This is a genomic window from Burkholderia sp. SRS-W-2-2016, from assembly GCF_001931485.1.
Lineage (GTDB): Bacteria > Pseudomonadota > Gammaproteobacteria > Burkholderiales > Burkholderiaceae > Paraburkholderia.
Genome location: NZ_MSDV01000040.1, coordinates 80,343 through 97,189, shown reverse-complemented (window position 1 = coordinate 97,189; position 16,847 = coordinate 80,343). Strand labels below are relative to the sequence as shown.

Genomic DNA, 16,847 nt, shown 5'->3' with positions numbered 1-16,847 from the left:
GTCGCACCGCAGTTGTATGTCGCGGTCGGCATCTCGGGTGCGATCCAGCATCTGGCCGGGATGAAGGACTCGAAGGTGATCGTCGCGATCAACAAGGACGAAGAAGCGCCGATTTTCAGCGTCGCGGATTACGGCCTCGTCGGTGATCTGTTCACCGTCGTGCCGGAACTCGTGAAGGAACTCGGCTAAGCGCCGCGGCGCCGGCAAACCCGGGTAACCGGGCGGCGGCCGCTGACAGCAGCAAGCGAAGGGCGCGGGACCGAGCAGGTTCGGCGCCCTTTTTTCATCGGAAGGGAGGAGTACAAAATGAGCTATACGGCGCCCATCAAGGACATGTTGTTCGTGATGAAAGAACTGGCCGGACTCGAAGAGATTGCGAAGCTGCCCGGATTTGAAGACGCGAATCTCGACACCGCGCAAGCGGTGCTCGACGAATCGGCGAAGCTGTGCGGCGAGGTGCTCGCACCGCTGAACGTCGAAGGCGATCGCAATCCGAGCAGTTGGAAAGACGGCGTGGTTACCGCGACGCCGGGTTTTAGCAACGCGTTCCGCCAGTTCGCCGAGGGCGGCTGGCAAGGCGTGCAGCATCCGCTCGACTACGAAGGGCAAGGTCTGCCGAAGCTGATCGGCACGCCGTGTGTCGAGATGCTGAACGCGTCGAACCTGTCGTTCGCGCTGTGTCCGCTGTTGACCGACGGCGCGATCGAAGCGCTGCTGACCGCCGGCAGCGAAGCGCAGAAGCAGACCTTCGTGCCGAAGCTGATCTCCGGCGAGTGGACCGGCACGATGAACCTGACCGAGCCGCAGGCCGGCTCCGATCTCGCGCTCGTGCGCACGCGCGCGGAGCCGCAGGCCGATGGCACGTACCGGATCTTCGGCACGAAGATTTTCATCACGTGGGGCGAGCACGATATGGCGAAAAATATCGTGCACCTCGTGCTCGGCCGTACGCCGAACGCGCCCGAAGGCGTGAAGGGCATTTCGCTGTTTCTGGTGCCGAAGTTTCTCGTCAATGAAGACGGCTCGCTCGGCGAGCGCAACGACGTGCATTGCGTGTCGATCGAACACAAGCTCGGCATCAAGGCGAGCCCGACCGCGGTGCTGCAATTCGGCGACCACGGCGGCGCGCTCGGCCAGCTGATCGGTGAAGAAAATCGCGGCCTCGAATACATGTTCATCATGATGAACGCCGCGCGTTTCGCGGTGGGCATGCAGGGCGTCGCAATCTCGGATCGCGCGTATCAGAAGGCGGTCGCGTATGCGAAGGAGCGCGTGCAGAGCCGGCCGGTCGATGGCTCGGCGAAGCAGTCGGTCGCGATCATCCAGCATCCGGACGTGCGCCGCATGCTGTCGACGATGCGCGCGCTGACCGAAGCTTCGCGTGCGCTCGCATATGTCGCGGCTGCGCATTGCGACCTCGCGCATCGTCATCCGGACGACGCGACCCGCGCGCAACATCAGGCGATCTACGAATACCTGGTGCCGATCGTGAAGGGCTGGAGCACCGAGCTGTCGATCGATGTGACGAGCCTCGGCGTGCAGGTGCACGGCGGGATGGGCTTCATCGAGGAAACCGGCGCCGCGCAGTTCTATCGCGACGCGCGGATTCTGCCGATCTACGAAGGCACGACCGCGATTCAGGCGAACGATCTGATTGGCCGCAAGACGCTGCGCGACGGCGGCAAGGTCGCGCAGGCGCTGCTCGCCGGTATCGCACAGACGCTCGACGCACTCGGCGCGCAGCAGGGCGCGGCGTTCGCTTCGATGAAGGCGCAGCTCGCCGACGGTCAGCGCGCGCTCGGCGCCGCGGTCGAATTCGTGCTCGCGAATGCGAAGGGCGATCCGAATGCGGTGTTCGCCGGCAGCGTGCCGTATCTGAAGCTCGCGGGCATCGTGCTCGGCGGCTGGCAGATGGCGCGTGCACTGCTCGCCGCGAGCGCGAAGCGCGATGAAGATCCTGCGTTCTACGGCGCGAAGATCGCGACCGCGCAGTTCTACGCGGAGCACGTGCTGCCGCAGGCGCGTGCGCTCGAAGTGGCGATCGTCAGCGCGAAGGGCGGTGAGGGCGTGCTGGCTTTGTCGGCGGAGCAGTTCTGACCGCGCGTTTTTCGCGGTTCGGTTGAGCCTGAAATGCAAACGGCGCCTCGTGAGGCGCCGTTTGTTTTTGCTGCTGTGATTTTAGTGCTTGCGCGCGCGGCGCCGCCGCATGGCTTGCTGCCACCCGCGCGCTGATTCAAGCTCGCTAATCAAGCATAAGCCGGCCGATGCTCGCCCGCGGTCTCGCCGAGATAGCGATGCACCGACAGATCGTCCGCGCGGATCGCCGGCTGCTTGCCCGACATCAGATCGGCCAGCAGTTGCCCCGAGCCGCACGACATCGTCCAGCCGAGCGTGCCGTGGCCGGTGTTCAGGAACAGGTTCGGCACCGGAGTGCGGCCGACGATCGGCGTGCCGTCCGGCGTCATCGGCCGCAGACCGGTCCAGAAGGTCGCCTGCGAGGTGTCGCCGCCGCCCGGGAACAGATCGTTCACGCACAGCTCGAGCGTTTCGCGGCGCGCGCGGCGCAGCGATTTGTCGAAGCCGACGATCTCGGCCATCCCGCCGACGCGAATCCGGTCGTCGAAACGCGTGATCGCGATCTTGTAGGTCTCGTCGAGCACGGTCGACACCGGTGCGGCCGCCGCATCGACGATCGGTGCGGTGATCGAGTAGCCCTTCAGCGGATAGACCGGAATCCTGACGATGCCGTCGAGCAAACGCGTCGAGTACGAACCGAGCGCGACCACGAACGAATCCGCGCGTACCAGTTCGCCGCCGCACTGCACGCCGGCGATGCGGTCGCCGGCCATCGCGAGCGCGTCGATCGGCGTGTTGTAGCGGAATTTCACGCCGAGCTCAGCGGCGAGCGCGGCGAGACGCGTGGTGAACATCTGGCAGTCGCCGGTTTCGTCGCCGGGCAGGCGCAGGCCGCCGGTCAGCTTGTGCGACACCGCGGCGAGCGCCGGTTCGGCCTTCGCGAGTTCGGCCGCCGACAGCAGTTCGTACGGCACGTTGGCATCTCGCAGCACCGCGATGTCTTTCGCGGCGCCGTCGAACTGCTGCTGCGTGCGAAACACCTGCAGCGTGCCGCCGGTGCGGCCTTCGTAGCGGATGCCGGTGTCGGCGCGCAGCGCCTGCAGACAATCGCGGCTGTATTCGGCGAGGCGGACCATGCGGCCTTTGTTGACCGCATAACGCGACTCGGTGCAGTTCTGCAGCATCTGCCACATCCATTGCAGCTGGAATGTCGTGCCGTCCAGACGGATCGCGAGCGGCGCGTGCTTCTGGAACATCCACTTGAGCGCCTTCAGCGGCACGCCCGGCGCGGCCCACGGCGATGCGTAGCCCGGCGAGATCTGGCCCGCGTTGGCGAAACTGGTTTCGAGCGCCGGGCCGGCTTCGCGATCGATCACGGTGACTTCGTGACCGGCGCGGGCGAGGTAATACGCGCTCGTCACGCCTACGACGCCACTGCCCAAAACGACGACTCGCATAGCTGCTCCAGGGATTCAAAAGTAGAGTGAGGGCAATGCGCGTATCGCGGGACGCGGCGCCTGTCGACCCAGTTCGGTCTCGACAGGCGATAACGCAAGGTGAAATACGGTATGCCCAGTGTTAACCGCTATACTATTGAGAGTCAGGCAGTTTTTGTTATCGTATTTTTTCAGAATTCAGAAAAAAGACCATGCGTACACAACGCCAGCCCGTGCGGGCTCTCGACAAGCTGGATCACAAGATTCTCAGGCTGTTGCAGCAGGACGGCCGGATGGCGATGAAGGACCTCGCGGAACAGGTCGGGCTGTCGGTGACGCCGTGCATCGAGCGCGTGAAGCGGATGGAGCGCGACGGCGTGATCACCGGCTACTACGCGCGCGTGAACCCGGCCGAGTTGGGCGCGGCGCTGCTGGTGTTCGTCGAGATCACGCTCGATCATAAAAGCGGCAACATGTTCGACCAGTTCCGCCGCGAGGTGCAGAAGATTCCCGAGGTGCTCGAATGCCACCTGGTGTCGGGCGATTTCGACTATCTGATCAAGGCGCGCATCGGCGAGATGGCCGACTACCGCAAGCTGCTCGGCGATATCCTGTTGCAGCTGCCCGGCGCGGTGCAGTCGAAGAGCTATGTGGTGATGGAGGAAATCAAGGAGACGCTGACGATCGCGGTCGGCGAGTGAGTGGGGACTAACTGACTGATTGACGGGAATCGGCGGCGGCGCGGCAAAGCCCGCGCGAGCTAATTCGACACTCGACAAACGGCGTAAACACTGTATATTTATACAGGTGTTTGCGCCGTTTTCCTTTGTCGTTTCCTGTTTCGCATGGCCTCGCCGTGGACGATCCCGATACCCCTGATATTCCCGAATTCCCGATAGCGCCGCCCGCGCCGCGTAAAGGGCGCGGCGCGGTCACGAACCTGCAGGGCCGCTACGAAGTCGACCAGCGTGAAACCGTCGACGACGGCTGGCAGGCAGCGGACGAAGACGGCGAGCCGAAGGCGCTGCGCACGCAGGTGTTCGAAGAGCGCGCGAAGACGATCCTCACGCGCAACGCGTCGCCGGACATCCCTTTTAGCGTGTCGCTGAACCCGTATCGCGGCTGCGAGCATGGCTGCATCTATTGCTTCGCACGGCCTACGCATAGTTATCTCGGCTTGTCGCCGGGGCTCGATTTCGAGAGCCGTATCTACGCGAAGATCAATGCGCCGGAGCTGCTCGAGCGCGAGCTGTCGAAGAAGTCGTACGTACCGGAGCCGATCGCGCTCGGCGTTGCGACCGATGCGTGGCAGCCCGCCGAACGCGATCTGCGCCTCACGCGCCGCGTGATCGAGGTGCTCAGCGAGCGCAACCAGCCGTTCGCGGCGATCACCAAGTCGTCGCTGATCGAGCGCGACATCGACCTGCTCGCGCCGATGGCCGCGCGCGGGCAATTCATGGCGGCGATCACGATCACCACGTTGGATGCGGATATCGCGCGCACCCTCGAACCGCGCGCGGCCACGCCGTCGCGCCGGCTGCGCGCGATCCGTACGCTCAGCGAAGCGGGCATTCCGGTCGGCGTCAGCATCGCGCCGGTGATTCCGTTCGTCACCGAGCCCGATCTGGAGCGCGTGCTCGAAGCCTGCGCGGAAGCGGGCGCCAGCAACGCGAGCTATATCGTGCTGCGCTTGCCGTGGGAGGTCGCGCCGCTATTCAAGGATTGGCTCACCGCGCATTTCCCGGACCGGGCGGATAGGGTGATGAGCCGCGTGCGGGATATGCGCGGCGGCAAGGACTATGACGCGTCGTTCGCGGCGCGTATGAAGGGGGAGGGGCTGTGGGCGGACCTGCTCAGGCAGCGCTTTTACAACGCCGTGCGCCGGTTGGGATTGAACCGGCGCGACCACGGCATTCTCGATATGTCGCACTTTCGCCGGGTCGAGCCGGCGCGTACGGCGGAGACGGCAGCGGCGCCGGCACGCGACAATCCGCAACTGCGGCTGTTCTAAGCTCGGCAGCGGCCACCCGCGTCGCGTGGCGTGTGACGTCCGGTTACTGCGAAATCTCCTTGGCCGCTTCCACCTGACTTTCGAAGTAGGTCTGAAACCCGAGCGCGAGCCCGGTCATCAGCAGGAACGCGCCGATCAGCAGCGAAAAGATCACGACGAAAATGACGGTCCAGCCAGAGCGGCTTTTGCGCTGCGTGTGCGCGTTGAACTGGGCGTCCCACTTCTGATCGGGCCGCAGTCCATAAACGAGCGCGGCCAGAAATGCGGCGAACAGTGAAATCGCGCCGATGGTCGCCAGCACCCAGCCGAGTATCGACGCGCGCTCGGTGGCCACCAGCAGCATCACGCCCGGAATGCCGATCAGCGTGCCGAGCAGATGCGCCCAGCCGTAGATATCCCGCGTGCCGTACAGATAGAAGCGATGGGCGCCGAGGCTGCCGAACAGAAAGGCGAGCGCGGCGGTCAGTGTCTTGGATCTGAAACGCGGGGAAGTCGAGGCAACGGTGGACATAAACGCGGTGGGCAGAGTGACGGACGGTCGAAAGGAGCGGCGCGCGGCGGGGCGCGGAACGACGCGCATTCTACGCCCGCCGCGTGGCGATGGCCACGTGGCGGGGCAGCGGCGCGTGTGGGGTGAGCGCGTGGTGTCGGCTTACGGCGCCGAATACGTCACGCGATAAATCGCGCCCGCGTGATCGTCGCTGATCAGCAGCGAGCCGTCGGGCAGCGGCAGCACGTCGGCGGGACGGCCCCAGACCGCTTCGCCGGGCTGCAGCCAGCCTTCCGCGAACACCTGCTGGCGCGCGTGGCTGCCGTCCGGATCGGTAATCACGCGCACCACCCGGTAGCCGACCTTCCTGCTGCGATTCCACGAGCCGTGCTCGGCGATAAAAATATTGTTGCGGTAGTCGGCCGGAAACATCGGGCCGTCGTAAAAGCGCATGCCGAGCGCCGCGACGTGAGCGCCGAGCTTCACCACCGGCGGCGTGAACTGGTTGCACGGACGGTCCTTGCCGAATTCCGGGTCCGCGATGTCGCCGGCGTGGCAGTACGGAAAGCCGAAGTGCATCCCGGCGCGCGGCGCGCGATTGAGCTCGTCGCTGGGGATGTCGTCGCCGAGCAGGTCGCGGCCGTTGTCGGTGAACCACAGTTCGTGCGTGACCGGGTGCCACGCGAAGCCGACCGAATTGCGGATACCGCGCGCGAACGCTTCGTAGTGGCTGCCGTCGGGATCCATCCGGCCGATCAGTGCGTAGCGGTCCGGGTCTTTGTCGCAGATGTTGCACGGCGCGCCCTGCGGCACGTACAGCTTGCCGTCGGGGCCGAACGCGATGAATTTCAGGCCGTGATGGGTTTCGGCGGGCAGTTTGTCGGTAACGACGACGGGTTTCGGCGGATCGCTCAGATGGGTGTCGATCGCATCGAAACGGACGATCTTCGACACCGCGGACACGTACAGCGCGCCGTCGCGCCATGCGACGCCCGCCGGAATCTGCAGGCCGGACGCGATCACGTGGCGGGCGGTCGCGCGACCGTCGCGCAGTTCGAGCGCGTAGACGTGGCCGTCCAGGCTGCCTATATAGAGAATGCCTTTCGGCGATAGCGCCATCGCGCGCGCGCTGGGTACTTCGTCGGACAGCACTTCAATATGAAAGCCCGGCGGCAGCTTGATTTTTTCGACCGGCAAAGAGGCGGCGGCCGTCAATGCCTGAGCGGCGAGCCAACTCGCGGCCGCCACGCGTAGAATCCGGCTTCGCGTCCCACGGACAACGCGCGCGAAAAAGACAAAAAACGCTGGCAGAAACGAGGCGATCGACGGGCGTTGCACGGGCGCTCCCTCAGGAAATTCGGGCGTTTGAGCGGGTTCGCGGGCCTTTTGTGGATGGCCCGCGCGGTCCGGTCGCTCAGTTTATCCCGGTAAGTGTTTGTTATGGCGTCGGTTTCCCGCTATAATCGCGTGTTTCAGTCGTTCCGAACCCCGGTTTTCAAGGATTCTAGTATGGTCATCATCCGCTTGGCTCGTGGCGGCTCCAAGAAGCGCCCGTTCTACAACATCGTCGCCACCGATTCGCGTAGCCGTCGTGACGGCCGCTTCATCGAGCGCGTCGGCTTCTACAACCCGGTCGCTACGAAGGGCGAATCGCTCCGTATCGCTCAGGACCGCCTGACGTACTGGCAAGGCGTTGGCGCACAACTGTCGCCGACCGTCGAGCGTCTCGTGAAGGAAGCGCAAAAGGCGCAGCCGGCTGCTTAATATGGCGGCCCGCACGCGTATCGTCGTCGGCGTGGCCGGCGGCTCGCGCAACTCGCACGAGCAGTCCGATGCGCACATTGTTTTACTGAGGCAGACGCCGCAGCAGGCAGCGAAGTTGTCGTCGAGGGTATCTCATGTCCGAGCGTGATTCCGGCAGTTCTGATCGCGCCAAGGCAACTTCGCGCGCGAAAGCGTCTGGTCAGGCGTCGTTCGGCGCATTCGTCCGCAAGCCGGTCGAGCGTGCCGAAGGCGCGGCGAAAGCCACTGCCGCAAGCGCCGCTTCCGAAGCAGCAGAAATGCGCGCGGAAACGGCGGCAAGCTGGCCGGCCGATGCGGTCGAGGTCGGCGCAATCGTCGACGCGTATGGTCTCAAAGGCTGGGTCAAGGTGGCCGCGCATGCGGACGCCGGGCATGGCGGCGACGCCTTGCTGAGCGCGAAGCGCTGGTGGCTGCTCAGAGGCCAGGAGCGCAGATCGACGCCTTCCTTGCAGGCCAAAACGCATAGCGACAGCGTGGTTGCCCATCTGGGCGGCGTCGCTGACCGCGATGCGGCGCTGGCCTTGCGCGGTTCCCGCGTGTATATCAGCCGCAGCGAATTTCCGGCTCTCGAAGCCGACGAATTCTACTGGGTCGATCTGATCGGCCTGGATGTGGTGAACCTCGCCGGGGTCAATCTCGGCAAGGTCGCAGGCATGATCGACAACGGTGCGCAGTCGGTGCTGCGTATCGAATATCCGGCTACCGACAAAACCGGCAAGCCGGTCGCAGGCGAGCGCATGATCCCGTTCGTCGGCGTCTTTGTCAAAACGGTTGACCAGGCGGCAAAGCAGATCGTCGTCGATTGGGAAGCCGACTATTGAAATCTTTCGTTGAATGGAGAGAGCGATGCAGTTCGATGTCGTAACGCTCTTTCCGGAAATGTTCCGCGCGTTGACCGACTGGGGTATCACCAGCCGGGCCGCGAAGCAGCAGCGCTATGGGTTGCGTACGTGGAATCCGCGCGATTTCACCACCGACAACTACCGCACGATCGACGATCGCCCATACGGTGGCGGCCCCGGCATGGTGATGCTGGGCCGGCCGCTCGAAGACGCGATCAACGCCGCGAAAGCGGCGCAGACGGAGCAGGGCATCGGCGCGTCGCGCGTCGTGATGATGTCGCCGCAAGGCGCCACGTTGAATCACGAGCGCGTGATGAAGTTCGCGACCGAACCCGGCCTGATCCTGTTGTGCGGGCGTTACGAAGCGATCGACCAGCGTCTGCTCGACCGCGTCGTCGACGAGGAAGTCAGTCTCGGCGACTTCGTGCTGTCCGGCGGCGAGTTGCCCGCGATGGCGTTGATGGATGCGGTGGTGCGGCAGTTGCCCGGCGTGCTCAACGATTCGCAGTCGGCGGTGCAGGACAGCTTCGTCGACGTGCTGCTCGATTGTCCGCATTACACGCGCCCCGAGGAATACGAGGGTGTGCGCGTGCCCGATGTGCTGCTCGGCGGCCATCATGCGGAAATCGAAGCGTGGCGCCGTCGTGAGGCATTGCGCAACACGCTGAACAAACGGCCCGATCTGATCGTGAAGGCCAGGAAGAACAAGATGTTGAGCCGTGCCGACGAGGCATGGCTCGCAAGTCTCGCGAAGGAAGAGCCGAAGGCCTGAGGCCCCGGTCTTTCGAGCGGACACAAGGCGGTGCCGTACATGCGTGTGCGGCGCCAGATGTGAACCCATCCTCTATCGGGGCCGTAGCCGAACGCAGCGGGGCAACTCGCGCAATATCGCGTGACGCAGGTACGAACGCCGACAAGATGGATCTAGGAGTCAGAAATGAACCTGATTGCAAAACTCGAGCAGGAAGAAATCGCGCGCGTTCTCGGCGAAAAGACCATCCCCGACTTCGGTCCGGGCGACACGGTCATCGTCAGCGTGAACGTGGTTGAAGGCACGCGTAAGCGTGTGCAGGCTTACGAAGGCGTCGTGATCGCCAAGCGTAACCGTGGTCTGAATTCGTCGTTCATCGTCCGCAAGATTTCGTCGGGCGAAGGCGTCGAGCGTACGTTCCAGACGTATTCGCCGCTGCTGGCAAGCATCGTCGTCAAGCGTCGTGGCGATGTGCGTCGCGCAAAGCTGTACTACCTGCGCGAGCGTTCGGGCAAGTCGGCTCGAATCAAGGAAAAGCTGGTCTCGAAGGACCGCGCTGCTTCCCAGGCGTAAATGCTGTAAGAAAAAGCACCCCCAGCGGGTGCTTTTTTATTTGCCAGGTCAAAATAGCGAGATGTCCCCGCTCAGTAGAGAGACCCGTTGATCCGCCCCGTCTTTGAGCCCGAAACCCTGCCGGTCATCGCAACCGGCGCCGATCTGCCCCCGGTCGCCGGCGAACGTCTGACGCCCGACGCGCTGCGGGCCCGCTTCGAGCGACAGCTTGCCTGGACGCCCGAAAAAATCGCCGATGCGCCGTGGCGCAATTCCGAACTCGATCCCCGTGTGGCCGCGGTGCTGGTGCCGCTGGTGGTGCGCGACCACGGCCTGACCGTGTTGCTCACGCAGCGCGCGGATCATCTGAGCGATCACGCCGGCCAGGTGAGTTTTCCCGGCGGCCGCCAGGAACCGTTCGATGCCGACGCGATCGCGACCGCGCTGCGCGAGGCGCGCGAAGAAGTCGGCCTCGACGAGTCGCGGGTTGAAGTGCTCGGCGCGTTGCCCGACTATCTGACCGGCACCGGCTTTTGCGTGTCGCCGGTGATCGGTCTCGTGCATCCGCCGTTTTCGCTGCAGATCGATACGCTCGAAGTGGCCGAGGTATTCGAAGTGCCGCTCGCGTTCCTGATGAACCCGGCCAATCATGAAGAGCGTCTGTTCCGCTATGAAGGCGGCGAGCGCCGCTTCTTTGCGATGCCTTATCCGCGCGGTGAGATGACCGTGGCGCCCGAGCTCGCGCAGCAGCAACGCGCACCCCGCGCGCGCGCTGAGCGCACTGTTGAAACCGCCACCCCTGCAGCCGTGCAAAGCGGCCAGCATTTCATCTGGGGCGCGACGGCCGCGATGCTGCGCAACTTCTATCGCTTCCTCGCCGCATGAAGCGGGCGGACCCATACGACCAACCGAACGGTTAGAGTTGCGCGGACGACGCACTTGTCGGCCCTTTGTCAGCGTGCCTGCTCAGACTCATCCGACCCTGTGCTATCGTTATAAAACAATCGTAAAACTCGAAAAGCACGGCGCATCGCATGACTTTTTTCTCCGTATTGCTGGCTCTGATCATTGAACAGTTACGCGCGTTGTCGCCGAATAATCCGGTGTCCGCGTTGCTTCAATACCATGGGGAGTCGGCGGCGCACGGATTCGATGCCGGCAAGCCGCGCCACGGTCTGCTCGCGTGGCTCGTGGTGGTGGTGCCCTGGACGCTCGCGGTCGCGCTCGTCTACTACGTGCTGTATCACCTTCACTTCATGCTCGCGTTCCTGTGGAACGTGGTGGTGCTGTACTTCACGCTCGGCTTCCGGCAGTTCAGCCATTACTTCACCGACATCCACCTCGCGTTGAATAACGACGACGTGCCGCGTGCGCGCGAAATTCTCAGCGAATGGACCGGGCTCGACACCGTCGACATGCCGGTCAGCGAGATCGTCCGGCATACACTGATTCACGCGGTGGTCGCGTCGCATCGCCATGTGTTCGGCGTGTTCTTCTGGTTTCTGATTCCTGTGGGGCCGGCGGGAGCGGTGCTGTACCGCTGCGCGGAGTACCTGGCGCGCGCATGGGCACAGCCGGGGGACGAGCGGACCGCCGCATTCTCGAGTTTCGCGCAGCGCGCGTTCTTCGTGATCGACTGGGTGCCGGCGCGGCTGACGTCGCTGGGTTTTGCGATCGTCGGCAATTTCGAGGATGCGATTTACTCGTGGCGCAATCACGCGCGGCAGTGGCCCGACGCGAACGACGGCGTGCTGCTCGCCGCGGGCAGTGGGGCGCTGGGCGCGCGTCTGGCCGGCCCGCTCGCCGAGCCGTCGAGTCTCGATGCGCTCGCAACCGGCGACGGCGGCCCGTTGCAGGTCGGCGACGACTGCACGCCGCGCACGCTGCAATCGGCGGTGGGCCTCGTGTGGCGCGCGGTCGTGCTGTGGATGATTCTGTTGCTGATGCTGACGATCGCGGTGTGGCTCGCGTGACGCAATTCACCGCGTAACGCAGCAGCAGCAAACAAAAAAGCCGGGCAATCAATGCCCGGCTTTTTCAATTGCGCTCCAGAACGTCGCGACCCTTCAGTCACCATGATCGCAACGGACCGACCTCACTCCTGCAACGGATCGCGCGCGGTCCCGCATTGCCAGCACACGGTGAACTGCGCCTCGAGCAGCTCGCCGCATTGCCGGCACCGCCAGCCTGGCGCGTCCGGCGCCGGCCCTTGCGATGCCGCTTCGATCAGGCGTCGCGCGAGCGCCGCGTCGCGTTCGTCGACGAGCCACAGTTCCGGCGCGCACTGATCGGCCGGAATTTCGCCGAGCGCGCCGTTCAGATAGCGGTTGTGCAATTCGCACGCGATCCCCGCGCTCTGCAGCACGTTGACCCAATGCTGTCCGATGATCAGATTCGGCGCGCGCATCAGCTTCATGTCAGCGGACGATCTGACTTGCCTCATGCACGAGCTGCGCATACAGCGCATGCCGTTCGCGGCGGATCCGGCCATCGGCGACCGCTTCGAGAATCGCGCAGCCGGGCTCGTGCAGATGGTGGCAGTTGTAGAACCGGCAGTTCGGCAGCAGCGGCCGGAATTCCGGAAACGCGCGTTCGAGCCGGCCTTCGGTCAGATGGTGCAGGCCGAATTCCTGGAAGCCCGGCGAATCGATCAGTGCGCCGGCTGAGCCGATCACATGATTCACGCCGGTCGAGCCATCCGCGTCGCCCGCACTGTTCGTGTTCACCGGCAGCGGATAAAGCCGTGTAAACGTCGTGGTATGGCGGCCGCTATTCAGCGCGGTCGAAATCTCGCGCGTCGCGACTTCGGCGTCCGGAATCAGCAGGTTCACCAGCGTCGACTTGCCCATCCCGGACTGGCCGAGCAGCAGCGTCGCATGATCGCGCAGATGCTCGCTCAGCACCGCGCGCGCCTCCTCGGGCTGCATGCGGATTGACACTTCCAGCACCGGATAGCCAAGCGCGCGATACGGCTCGAGCCGGCGGCGCGCGCCGTCGAGCGCGGCGGTGACGTCGATCTTGTTCAGCACGATCAGCGGCTTCAGCTCGTTCGCTTCGGCGGCGACCAGCGCGCGGCCGAGCAGGTCTTCGCTGAAATGCGGCTCGGTCGCGAGCACGATCAGCAGTTGATCGAGATTCGCGGCGAACAGCTTCGACTTGTACTGATCCGAGCGATACAGCAGATTGCGCCGCTCGCCGATCTCGACGATCACGCCCTGATCCGCTGACGTCGGCTCGTAGATCACCCGGTCGCCGACCGCGACCTCGCTGCGCTTGCCGCGCGGGAAGCATTGCAGCATTGCGCCGCCATCCTCGGGCGCGACCAGATAGTGACGGCCATGCGCGGCCACCACCAGCCCGCCGACACGCGTGCCGTGCGCGCCGGCTTGCGCGCGCGGCGCTTTTTTCGGGGCGCGGGCGCTCATGCGTGACGCAGCAGTCGGTCGATCCGCTGCGATGCCGGCGGATGCGAGTAGTAGAACGCGGTGTAGAGCGGATCGGGCGTCAGCGTCGACGCGTTGTCCTCGTACAGCTTGACCAGCGCGTTGACGAGATCCTGCGCGTCGGTCTGGGTCGCCGCGAACGCGTCGGCTTCGAACTCGTGCTTGCGCGAGCTGAGGCTGCCGAGCGGCGTGACGAAGAACATGAACACCGGCAGCGCGAGGAAGAACAGCACCAGCGCGAGCCCGCTATTGCCGCCGATCAGCGACGGCCGCACGCCGAGCCCTTCGTAGAACCACACGCATTGCGACAGCCAGCCGAGCAGCGCGAGCATCACGAGGCTGATCGCGAAAGTGACGAGCATCCGTTTCATCACGTGACGGCGCTTGAAGTGGCCGAGCTCGTGCGCGAGCACCGCTTCGATCTCGCGGCCCGACAGGCGCGCAAGCAGCGTGTCGAAAAACACGATGCGCTTGCTGGCGCCGAAGCCGGTGAAATACGCGTTGCCGTGCGCGGAGCGGCGGCTGCCGTCCATCACGAACAGGCCCTTCGCGGCAAAGCCGCAGCGCTTCATCAGCGCCTCGATGCGATTGACCAGCGCCTCGTCCTTCAGCGGTTCGAACTTGTTGAACAGCGGTGCGATGAAGGTCGGGAAAATCAGCAGGCCGAACATCTGGAACGCGACCCACACGACCCACGCCCACAGCCACCACAGGTTGCCGGCGCGGCTCATCAGCCACAGCACCACGAACAGCAGCGGCAGGCCGAACGCGGCGCCGAGCAGCGTGCCTTTCAGACGGTCGAAGAAGAACAGCCCTTTACTCATCCGGTTGAAGCCGAAACGCTGTTCGACGACGAACTGCCGGTAGTAGTCGAACGGCAGGTCGATCGCGCTGGTGATCGCGATCACCGCCGCGACCAGCGCGATCTGCCCGAGGTAGCCGCGGCCGAGCCAGTCGGAGATCGCCAGATCGAGCATCTGCACGCCGCCGAGCAGCGTGAGCCAGATCAGCACGGCCGCGCCGACGACGATTTCGATCATCGCGAGCCGGGTGCGCTCGACCGTGTAGTCGGCTGCGCGCTGGTGCGCCGACAGGGCGATCGTGGTCGCGAACTGGCTGGGCACCTGCTCGCGATGGCCCGCGACGAAGCGGATCTGCCGCGACGCGAGCCAGAGTTTGGTGCCGACCATCGCGACGACCGCGATGACGAACAGAGTGGTGAAGTACAGGGTAGGCATCCGGGGATTCCGTGGTATCTATGCGAGAATTATATGTTTCTTCCCGCCTCGCGGCGGGGCGCTACGGTTTAGCGGCGATACGGGCGGTCATCGGGCGATGCTTCGGCGCAGTGCAGCGCCGTCGCCGGGCCGCCGCCAGCCGCGCGAAGCCATTTCAAACGAACACGCGCCGCGGCGCGCGGCTTCTGTGCGAAGCCCGCCACGCGGCCCTCAGGGTTGCCTTCATGACTGACATCCTCGCTTCCACCGACCCGCTGCCGCTCGTGCGCAGCGACATGAATCTGATCTGGCTGGACATGGAAATGACCGGGCTCGAGCCCGACACCGACCGCATCATCGAAATCGCGGTGGTGGTGACCAATTCGACGCTCGACCGGATGGTCGAAGGTCCGGTGCTGGCGATTCATCAGAGCGACGAAACGCTCGCGAAGATGGACGAGTGGAACCAGAACACCCATGGCCGTTCGGGGCTGATCGATCGCGTGAAGGCGTCGACGGTCAGCGAGGCCGACGCGGTCGAGCAGATTCGCGAGTTTCTCGGTGCTTACGTGCCGCCCGGCAAGTCGCCGATGTGCGGCAACTCGATCTGCCAGGACCGCCGCTTCATGGCGCGCTGGATGCCGGAGCTGGAAAAGTTTTTCCACTACCGCAACCTCGACGTCAGCACGTTGAAGGAACTGTGCCGCCGCTGGCAGCCGGCGATCTACAAGGGTTTCCAGAAGCGCGCGATGCACACCGCGCTGGCCGATATCCACGAGTCGATCGACGAACTGAAGTACTACCGCGAGCATTTCCTCGTGCCGTCGGCACCGGCGGCGGAAGCGGACGCGAGCGCTAAATAAAGCGCAAATCCCCAGCCCTGACTAAGCCTGCCGCGGAGCGCGCACCGCGTTCTTCGGCCGGAACGCCTTCACCACGTCGGCGTTGGTCTCCACATACGGCCCGCCGATCAGGTCGATGCAATAGGGCACCGCCGCGAAAATCCCCGGCACCTTCACCGCATTGCCCGCGTCCGCGTCGCGCAGACCTTCGAGCGTTTCCCTGATCGACTTCGGCTGACCCGGCAGGTTGATGATCAGCGCCGCGTGATCGGCGGTTTCGCGGATCACCGCGACCTGACGCGACAGGATCGCGGTCGGCACGAAATTCAGGCTGATCTGCCGCATCTGCTCGCCGAAACCCGGCATCTCTTTAGTGGCGACGGCGAGCGTCGCCTCGGGCGTCACGTCGCGGCGCGACGGGCCGGTGCCGCCGGTGGTCAACACCAGATCGCAGCCCACTTCATCGACCAGCTCGGTCAGCGTCGCCGAGATGGTCGGCGCGTCGTCGGCGATCAGGCGGGTGACCACCTGCCACGGCGACGTGAGCGCCGCGCCGAGCCATTCCTGCAGCGCCGGAATGCCCTTGTCCTCGTAGACGCCGGTCGATGCGCGGTCGCTGATCGACACGAGGCCGATCACGATTTCGTCGGGGTGGTTGCGCGGCTGGCGCCGCTCAGGCGTCGCGGTCGTCATCGTCGTGGTCTGCAGTGAGATCGGCGTCTTGCGCGTCGTCGGCTTCTTCGTCCGCGCCGGCCGCGTTCTTGATCCACTGGAACAGCTCGCGGAAGTAGCGCGGCGGCTTGCTCTGCTCGGCTTCCTTGCGCGCGTTGCGGATCAGCGTGCGGCCCTGCTGCGGATCGGCGGCAGGGTACTTGCGGATGAAGTCGGTCAGCGCGGCGTCGTCGGCGAGCAGCTTTTCGCGGGTGCGCTCGATCCAGTGCAGCTTCGCGGTTTCGCTCTTGTTGACGCCCTTGTAGGTGTCGAGCGCGGTGCGCAGCGCGGCGACTTCCGTGTCCAGCAGCGAGCGCATCACGCGGCCCACGTACTGGATCTGGCGGCGCTTGCCTTCGTGATCGGTGATGCGGCGTGCTTCGCGCACGGCTTCATCGAGCTTTTCGGTCATCGGCATGCGCTTGAGCGCGTCTTTCGGCAGCGCGACCAGCTCCGCGCCCAGATCCTGCAGCGCGGCCATGTCGCGCTTCATCTGGGACTTGCTCGGGCGGTCGTAGCCGTTTTCGTCGACTTCCGTGATGACGGATTCGATCGGTTGAATGCGGGTTTTGCGTGTCATGGCGATATTGTAGCGTGCCGCGCATGTCTGGCCGCCAGCCGGCGGGGCGGGACGCGAGCTGATTGCCCCGCGAATCACAGGTACGGCGCCGCG

The 16,847-nt window shown here is 64.8% G+C and carries 19 protein-coding genes; 11 read left to right on the top strand and 8 right to left on the bottom strand.

The window, feature by feature from the left end; translation table 11 throughout:
* Both BTH42_RS18440 and BTH42_RS18435 read left to right on the top strand, forming a co-directional pair.
* A partial coding sequence (locus tag BTH42_RS18440) for an electron transfer flavoprotein subunit alpha/FixB family protein (protein ID WP_218642013.1) occupies nt 1–189 on the top strand: 189 nt, incomplete at its 5' end.
* A gap of 117 nt (nt 190–306) precedes the next feature.
* Complete coding sequence (locus tag BTH42_RS18435; RefSeq protein WP_075301984.1) at nt 307–2,097, top strand: acyl-CoA dehydrogenase; 1,791 nt, start codon at nt 307–309, stop codon at nt 2,095–2,097.
* A 149-nt stretch (nt 2,098–2,246) separates the two neighbouring features.
* Here the strand turns inward: BTH42_RS18435 and BTH42_RS18430 are convergent, their stop codons facing one another.
* Nucleotides 2,247–3,533 (bottom strand): D-amino acid dehydrogenase, encoded by a 1,287-nt coding sequence (locus BTH42_RS18430; RefSeq protein WP_075301982.1) that lies wholly within the window; start codon nt 3,531–3,533, stop codon nt 2,247–2,249.
* 191 nt (nt 3,534–3,724) lie between these two features.
* Here BTH42_RS18430 and BTH42_RS18425 point away from each other — a divergent pair, with 191 nt between their 5' ends.
* On the top strand, nt 3,725–4,213 hold the full coding sequence (locus tag BTH42_RS18425; protein ID WP_062127950.1) for an Lrp/AsnC ligand binding domain-containing protein: 489 nt from the start codon (nt 3,725–3,727) through the stop codon (nt 4,211–4,213).
* Nucleotides 4,214–4,368: 155 nt separating this feature from the next.
* A complete protein-coding gene (locus tag BTH42_RS18420; protein WP_075301980.1) occupies nt 4,369–5,523 on the top strand; it encodes a PA0069 family radical SAM protein in 1,155 nt (384 codons plus the stop codon).
* Nucleotides 5,524–5,566: 43 nt separating this feature from the next.
* On the opposite strand, the gene BTH42_RS18415 is transcribed toward BTH42_RS18420, so the two are convergent.
* Nucleotides 5,567–6,034 carry an NINE protein gene (locus BTH42_RS18415; protein WP_075301978.1) on the bottom strand — a complete coding sequence of 156 codons (468 nt, stop codon included), beginning with the start codon at nt 6,032–6,034 and terminating at the stop codon, nt 5,567–5,569.
* A gap of 141 nt (nt 6,035–6,175) precedes the next feature.
* Nucleotides 6,176–7,324: a sorbosone dehydrogenase family protein gene (locus tag BTH42_RS18410; protein ID WP_256702091.1), complete on the bottom strand. Its 1,149-nt coding sequence runs from the start codon at nt 7,322–7,324 to the stop codon at nt 6,176–6,178.
* 198 nt (nt 7,325–7,522) lie between these two features.
* Here BTH42_RS18410 and rpsP point away from each other — a divergent pair, with 198 nt between their 5' ends.
* The 6 genes from rpsP to BTH42_RS18380 all read left to right on the top strand — a co-directional run bounded on the left by rpsP (nt 7,523) and on the right by BTH42_RS18380 (nt 11,934).
* On the top strand, nt 7,523–7,777 hold the full coding sequence (gene rpsP / locus BTH42_RS18405) for a 30S ribosomal protein S16 (protein WP_013090118.1): 255 nt from the start codon (nt 7,523–7,525) through the stop codon (nt 7,775–7,777).
* A 134-nt stretch (nt 7,778–7,911) separates the two neighbouring features.
* Nucleotides 7,912–8,637, top strand: coding sequence for a ribosome maturation factor RimM (gene rimM, locus BTH42_RS18400; protein WP_075301976.1), 726 nt, complete (start codon nt 7,912–7,914; stop codon nt 8,635–8,637).
* Nucleotides 8,638–8,662: 25 nt separating this feature from the next.
* On the top strand, nt 8,663–9,430 hold the full coding sequence (gene trmD / locus BTH42_RS18395) for a tRNA (guanosine(37)-N1)-methyltransferase TrmD (protein ID WP_075301974.1): 768 nt from the start codon (nt 8,663–8,665) through the stop codon (nt 9,428–9,430).
* A 165-nt stretch (nt 9,431–9,595) separates the two neighbouring features.
* Nucleotides 9,596–9,982 carry a 50S ribosomal protein L19 gene (rplS, locus tag BTH42_RS18390; RefSeq protein WP_013090115.1) on the top strand — a complete coding sequence of 129 codons (387 nt, stop codon included), beginning with the start codon at nt 9,596–9,598 and terminating at the stop codon, nt 9,980–9,982.
* 87 nt (nt 9,983–10,069) lie between these two features.
* Nucleotides 10,070–10,846 (top strand): CoA pyrophosphatase, encoded by a 777-nt coding sequence (locus BTH42_RS18385; RefSeq protein ID WP_075301972.1) that lies wholly within the window; start codon nt 10,070–10,072, stop codon nt 10,844–10,846.
* Nucleotides 10,847–10,995: 149 nt separating this feature from the next.
* Entirely contained in the window at nt 10,996–11,934 is a 939-nt protein-coding gene (locus tag BTH42_RS18380; RefSeq protein WP_075301970.1) for a CobD/CbiB family protein, read from the top strand.
* A gap of 122 nt (nt 11,935–12,056) precedes the next feature.
* On the opposite strand, the gene BTH42_RS18375 is transcribed toward BTH42_RS18380, so the two are convergent.
* Genes BTH42_RS18375 through BTH42_RS18365 form a run of 3 tightly spaced genes read right to left on the bottom strand, consistent with a single transcriptional unit; the run spans nt 12,057 to nt 14,642 of the window.
* Nucleotides 12,057–12,377, bottom strand: a complete 321-nt coding sequence (locus BTH42_RS18375) for a DUF2007 domain-containing protein (protein WP_075301968.1) — start codon at nt 12,375–12,377, stop codon at nt 12,057–12,059.
* 1 nt (nt 12,378) lies between these two features.
* Nucleotides 12,379–13,386 (bottom strand): ribosome small subunit-dependent GTPase A, encoded by a 1,008-nt coding sequence (rsgA, locus tag BTH42_RS18370; RefSeq protein ID WP_075301966.1) that lies wholly within the window; start codon nt 13,384–13,386, stop codon nt 12,379–12,381.
* Nucleotides 13,383–14,642 carry a M48 family metallopeptidase gene (locus BTH42_RS18365; RefSeq protein WP_075301964.1) on the bottom strand — a complete coding sequence of 420 codons (1,260 nt, stop codon included), beginning with the start codon at nt 14,640–14,642 and terminating at the stop codon, nt 13,383–13,385. The genes rsgA and BTH42_RS18365 overlap by 4 nt, the downstream gene beginning before the upstream one ends.
* A 224-nt stretch (nt 14,643–14,866) precedes the next feature.
* Between BTH42_RS18365 and orn the strand changes: the two genes are divergently transcribed.
* Nucleotides 14,867–15,484 (top strand): oligoribonuclease, encoded by a 618-nt coding sequence (gene orn / locus BTH42_RS18360; protein WP_075301962.1) that lies wholly within the window; start codon nt 14,867–14,869, stop codon nt 15,482–15,484.
* A 21-nt stretch (nt 15,485–15,505) separates the two neighbouring features.
* Here the strand turns inward: orn and mog are convergent, their stop codons facing one another.
* Nucleotides 15,506–16,156, bottom strand: coding sequence for a molybdopterin adenylyltransferase (gene mog, locus BTH42_RS18355; protein WP_075301950.1), 651 nt, complete (start codon nt 16,154–16,156; stop codon nt 15,506–15,508).
* Nucleotides 16,137–16,754, bottom strand: coding sequence for a ribosome biogenesis factor YjgA (yjgA, locus tag BTH42_RS18350; protein ID WP_075301948.1), 618 nt, complete (start codon nt 16,752–16,754; stop codon nt 16,137–16,139). Before yjgA ends, mog begins: the two co-directional genes overlap by 20 nt.
* Between the last annotated feature and the right edge of the window lie 93 nt (nt 16,755–16,847).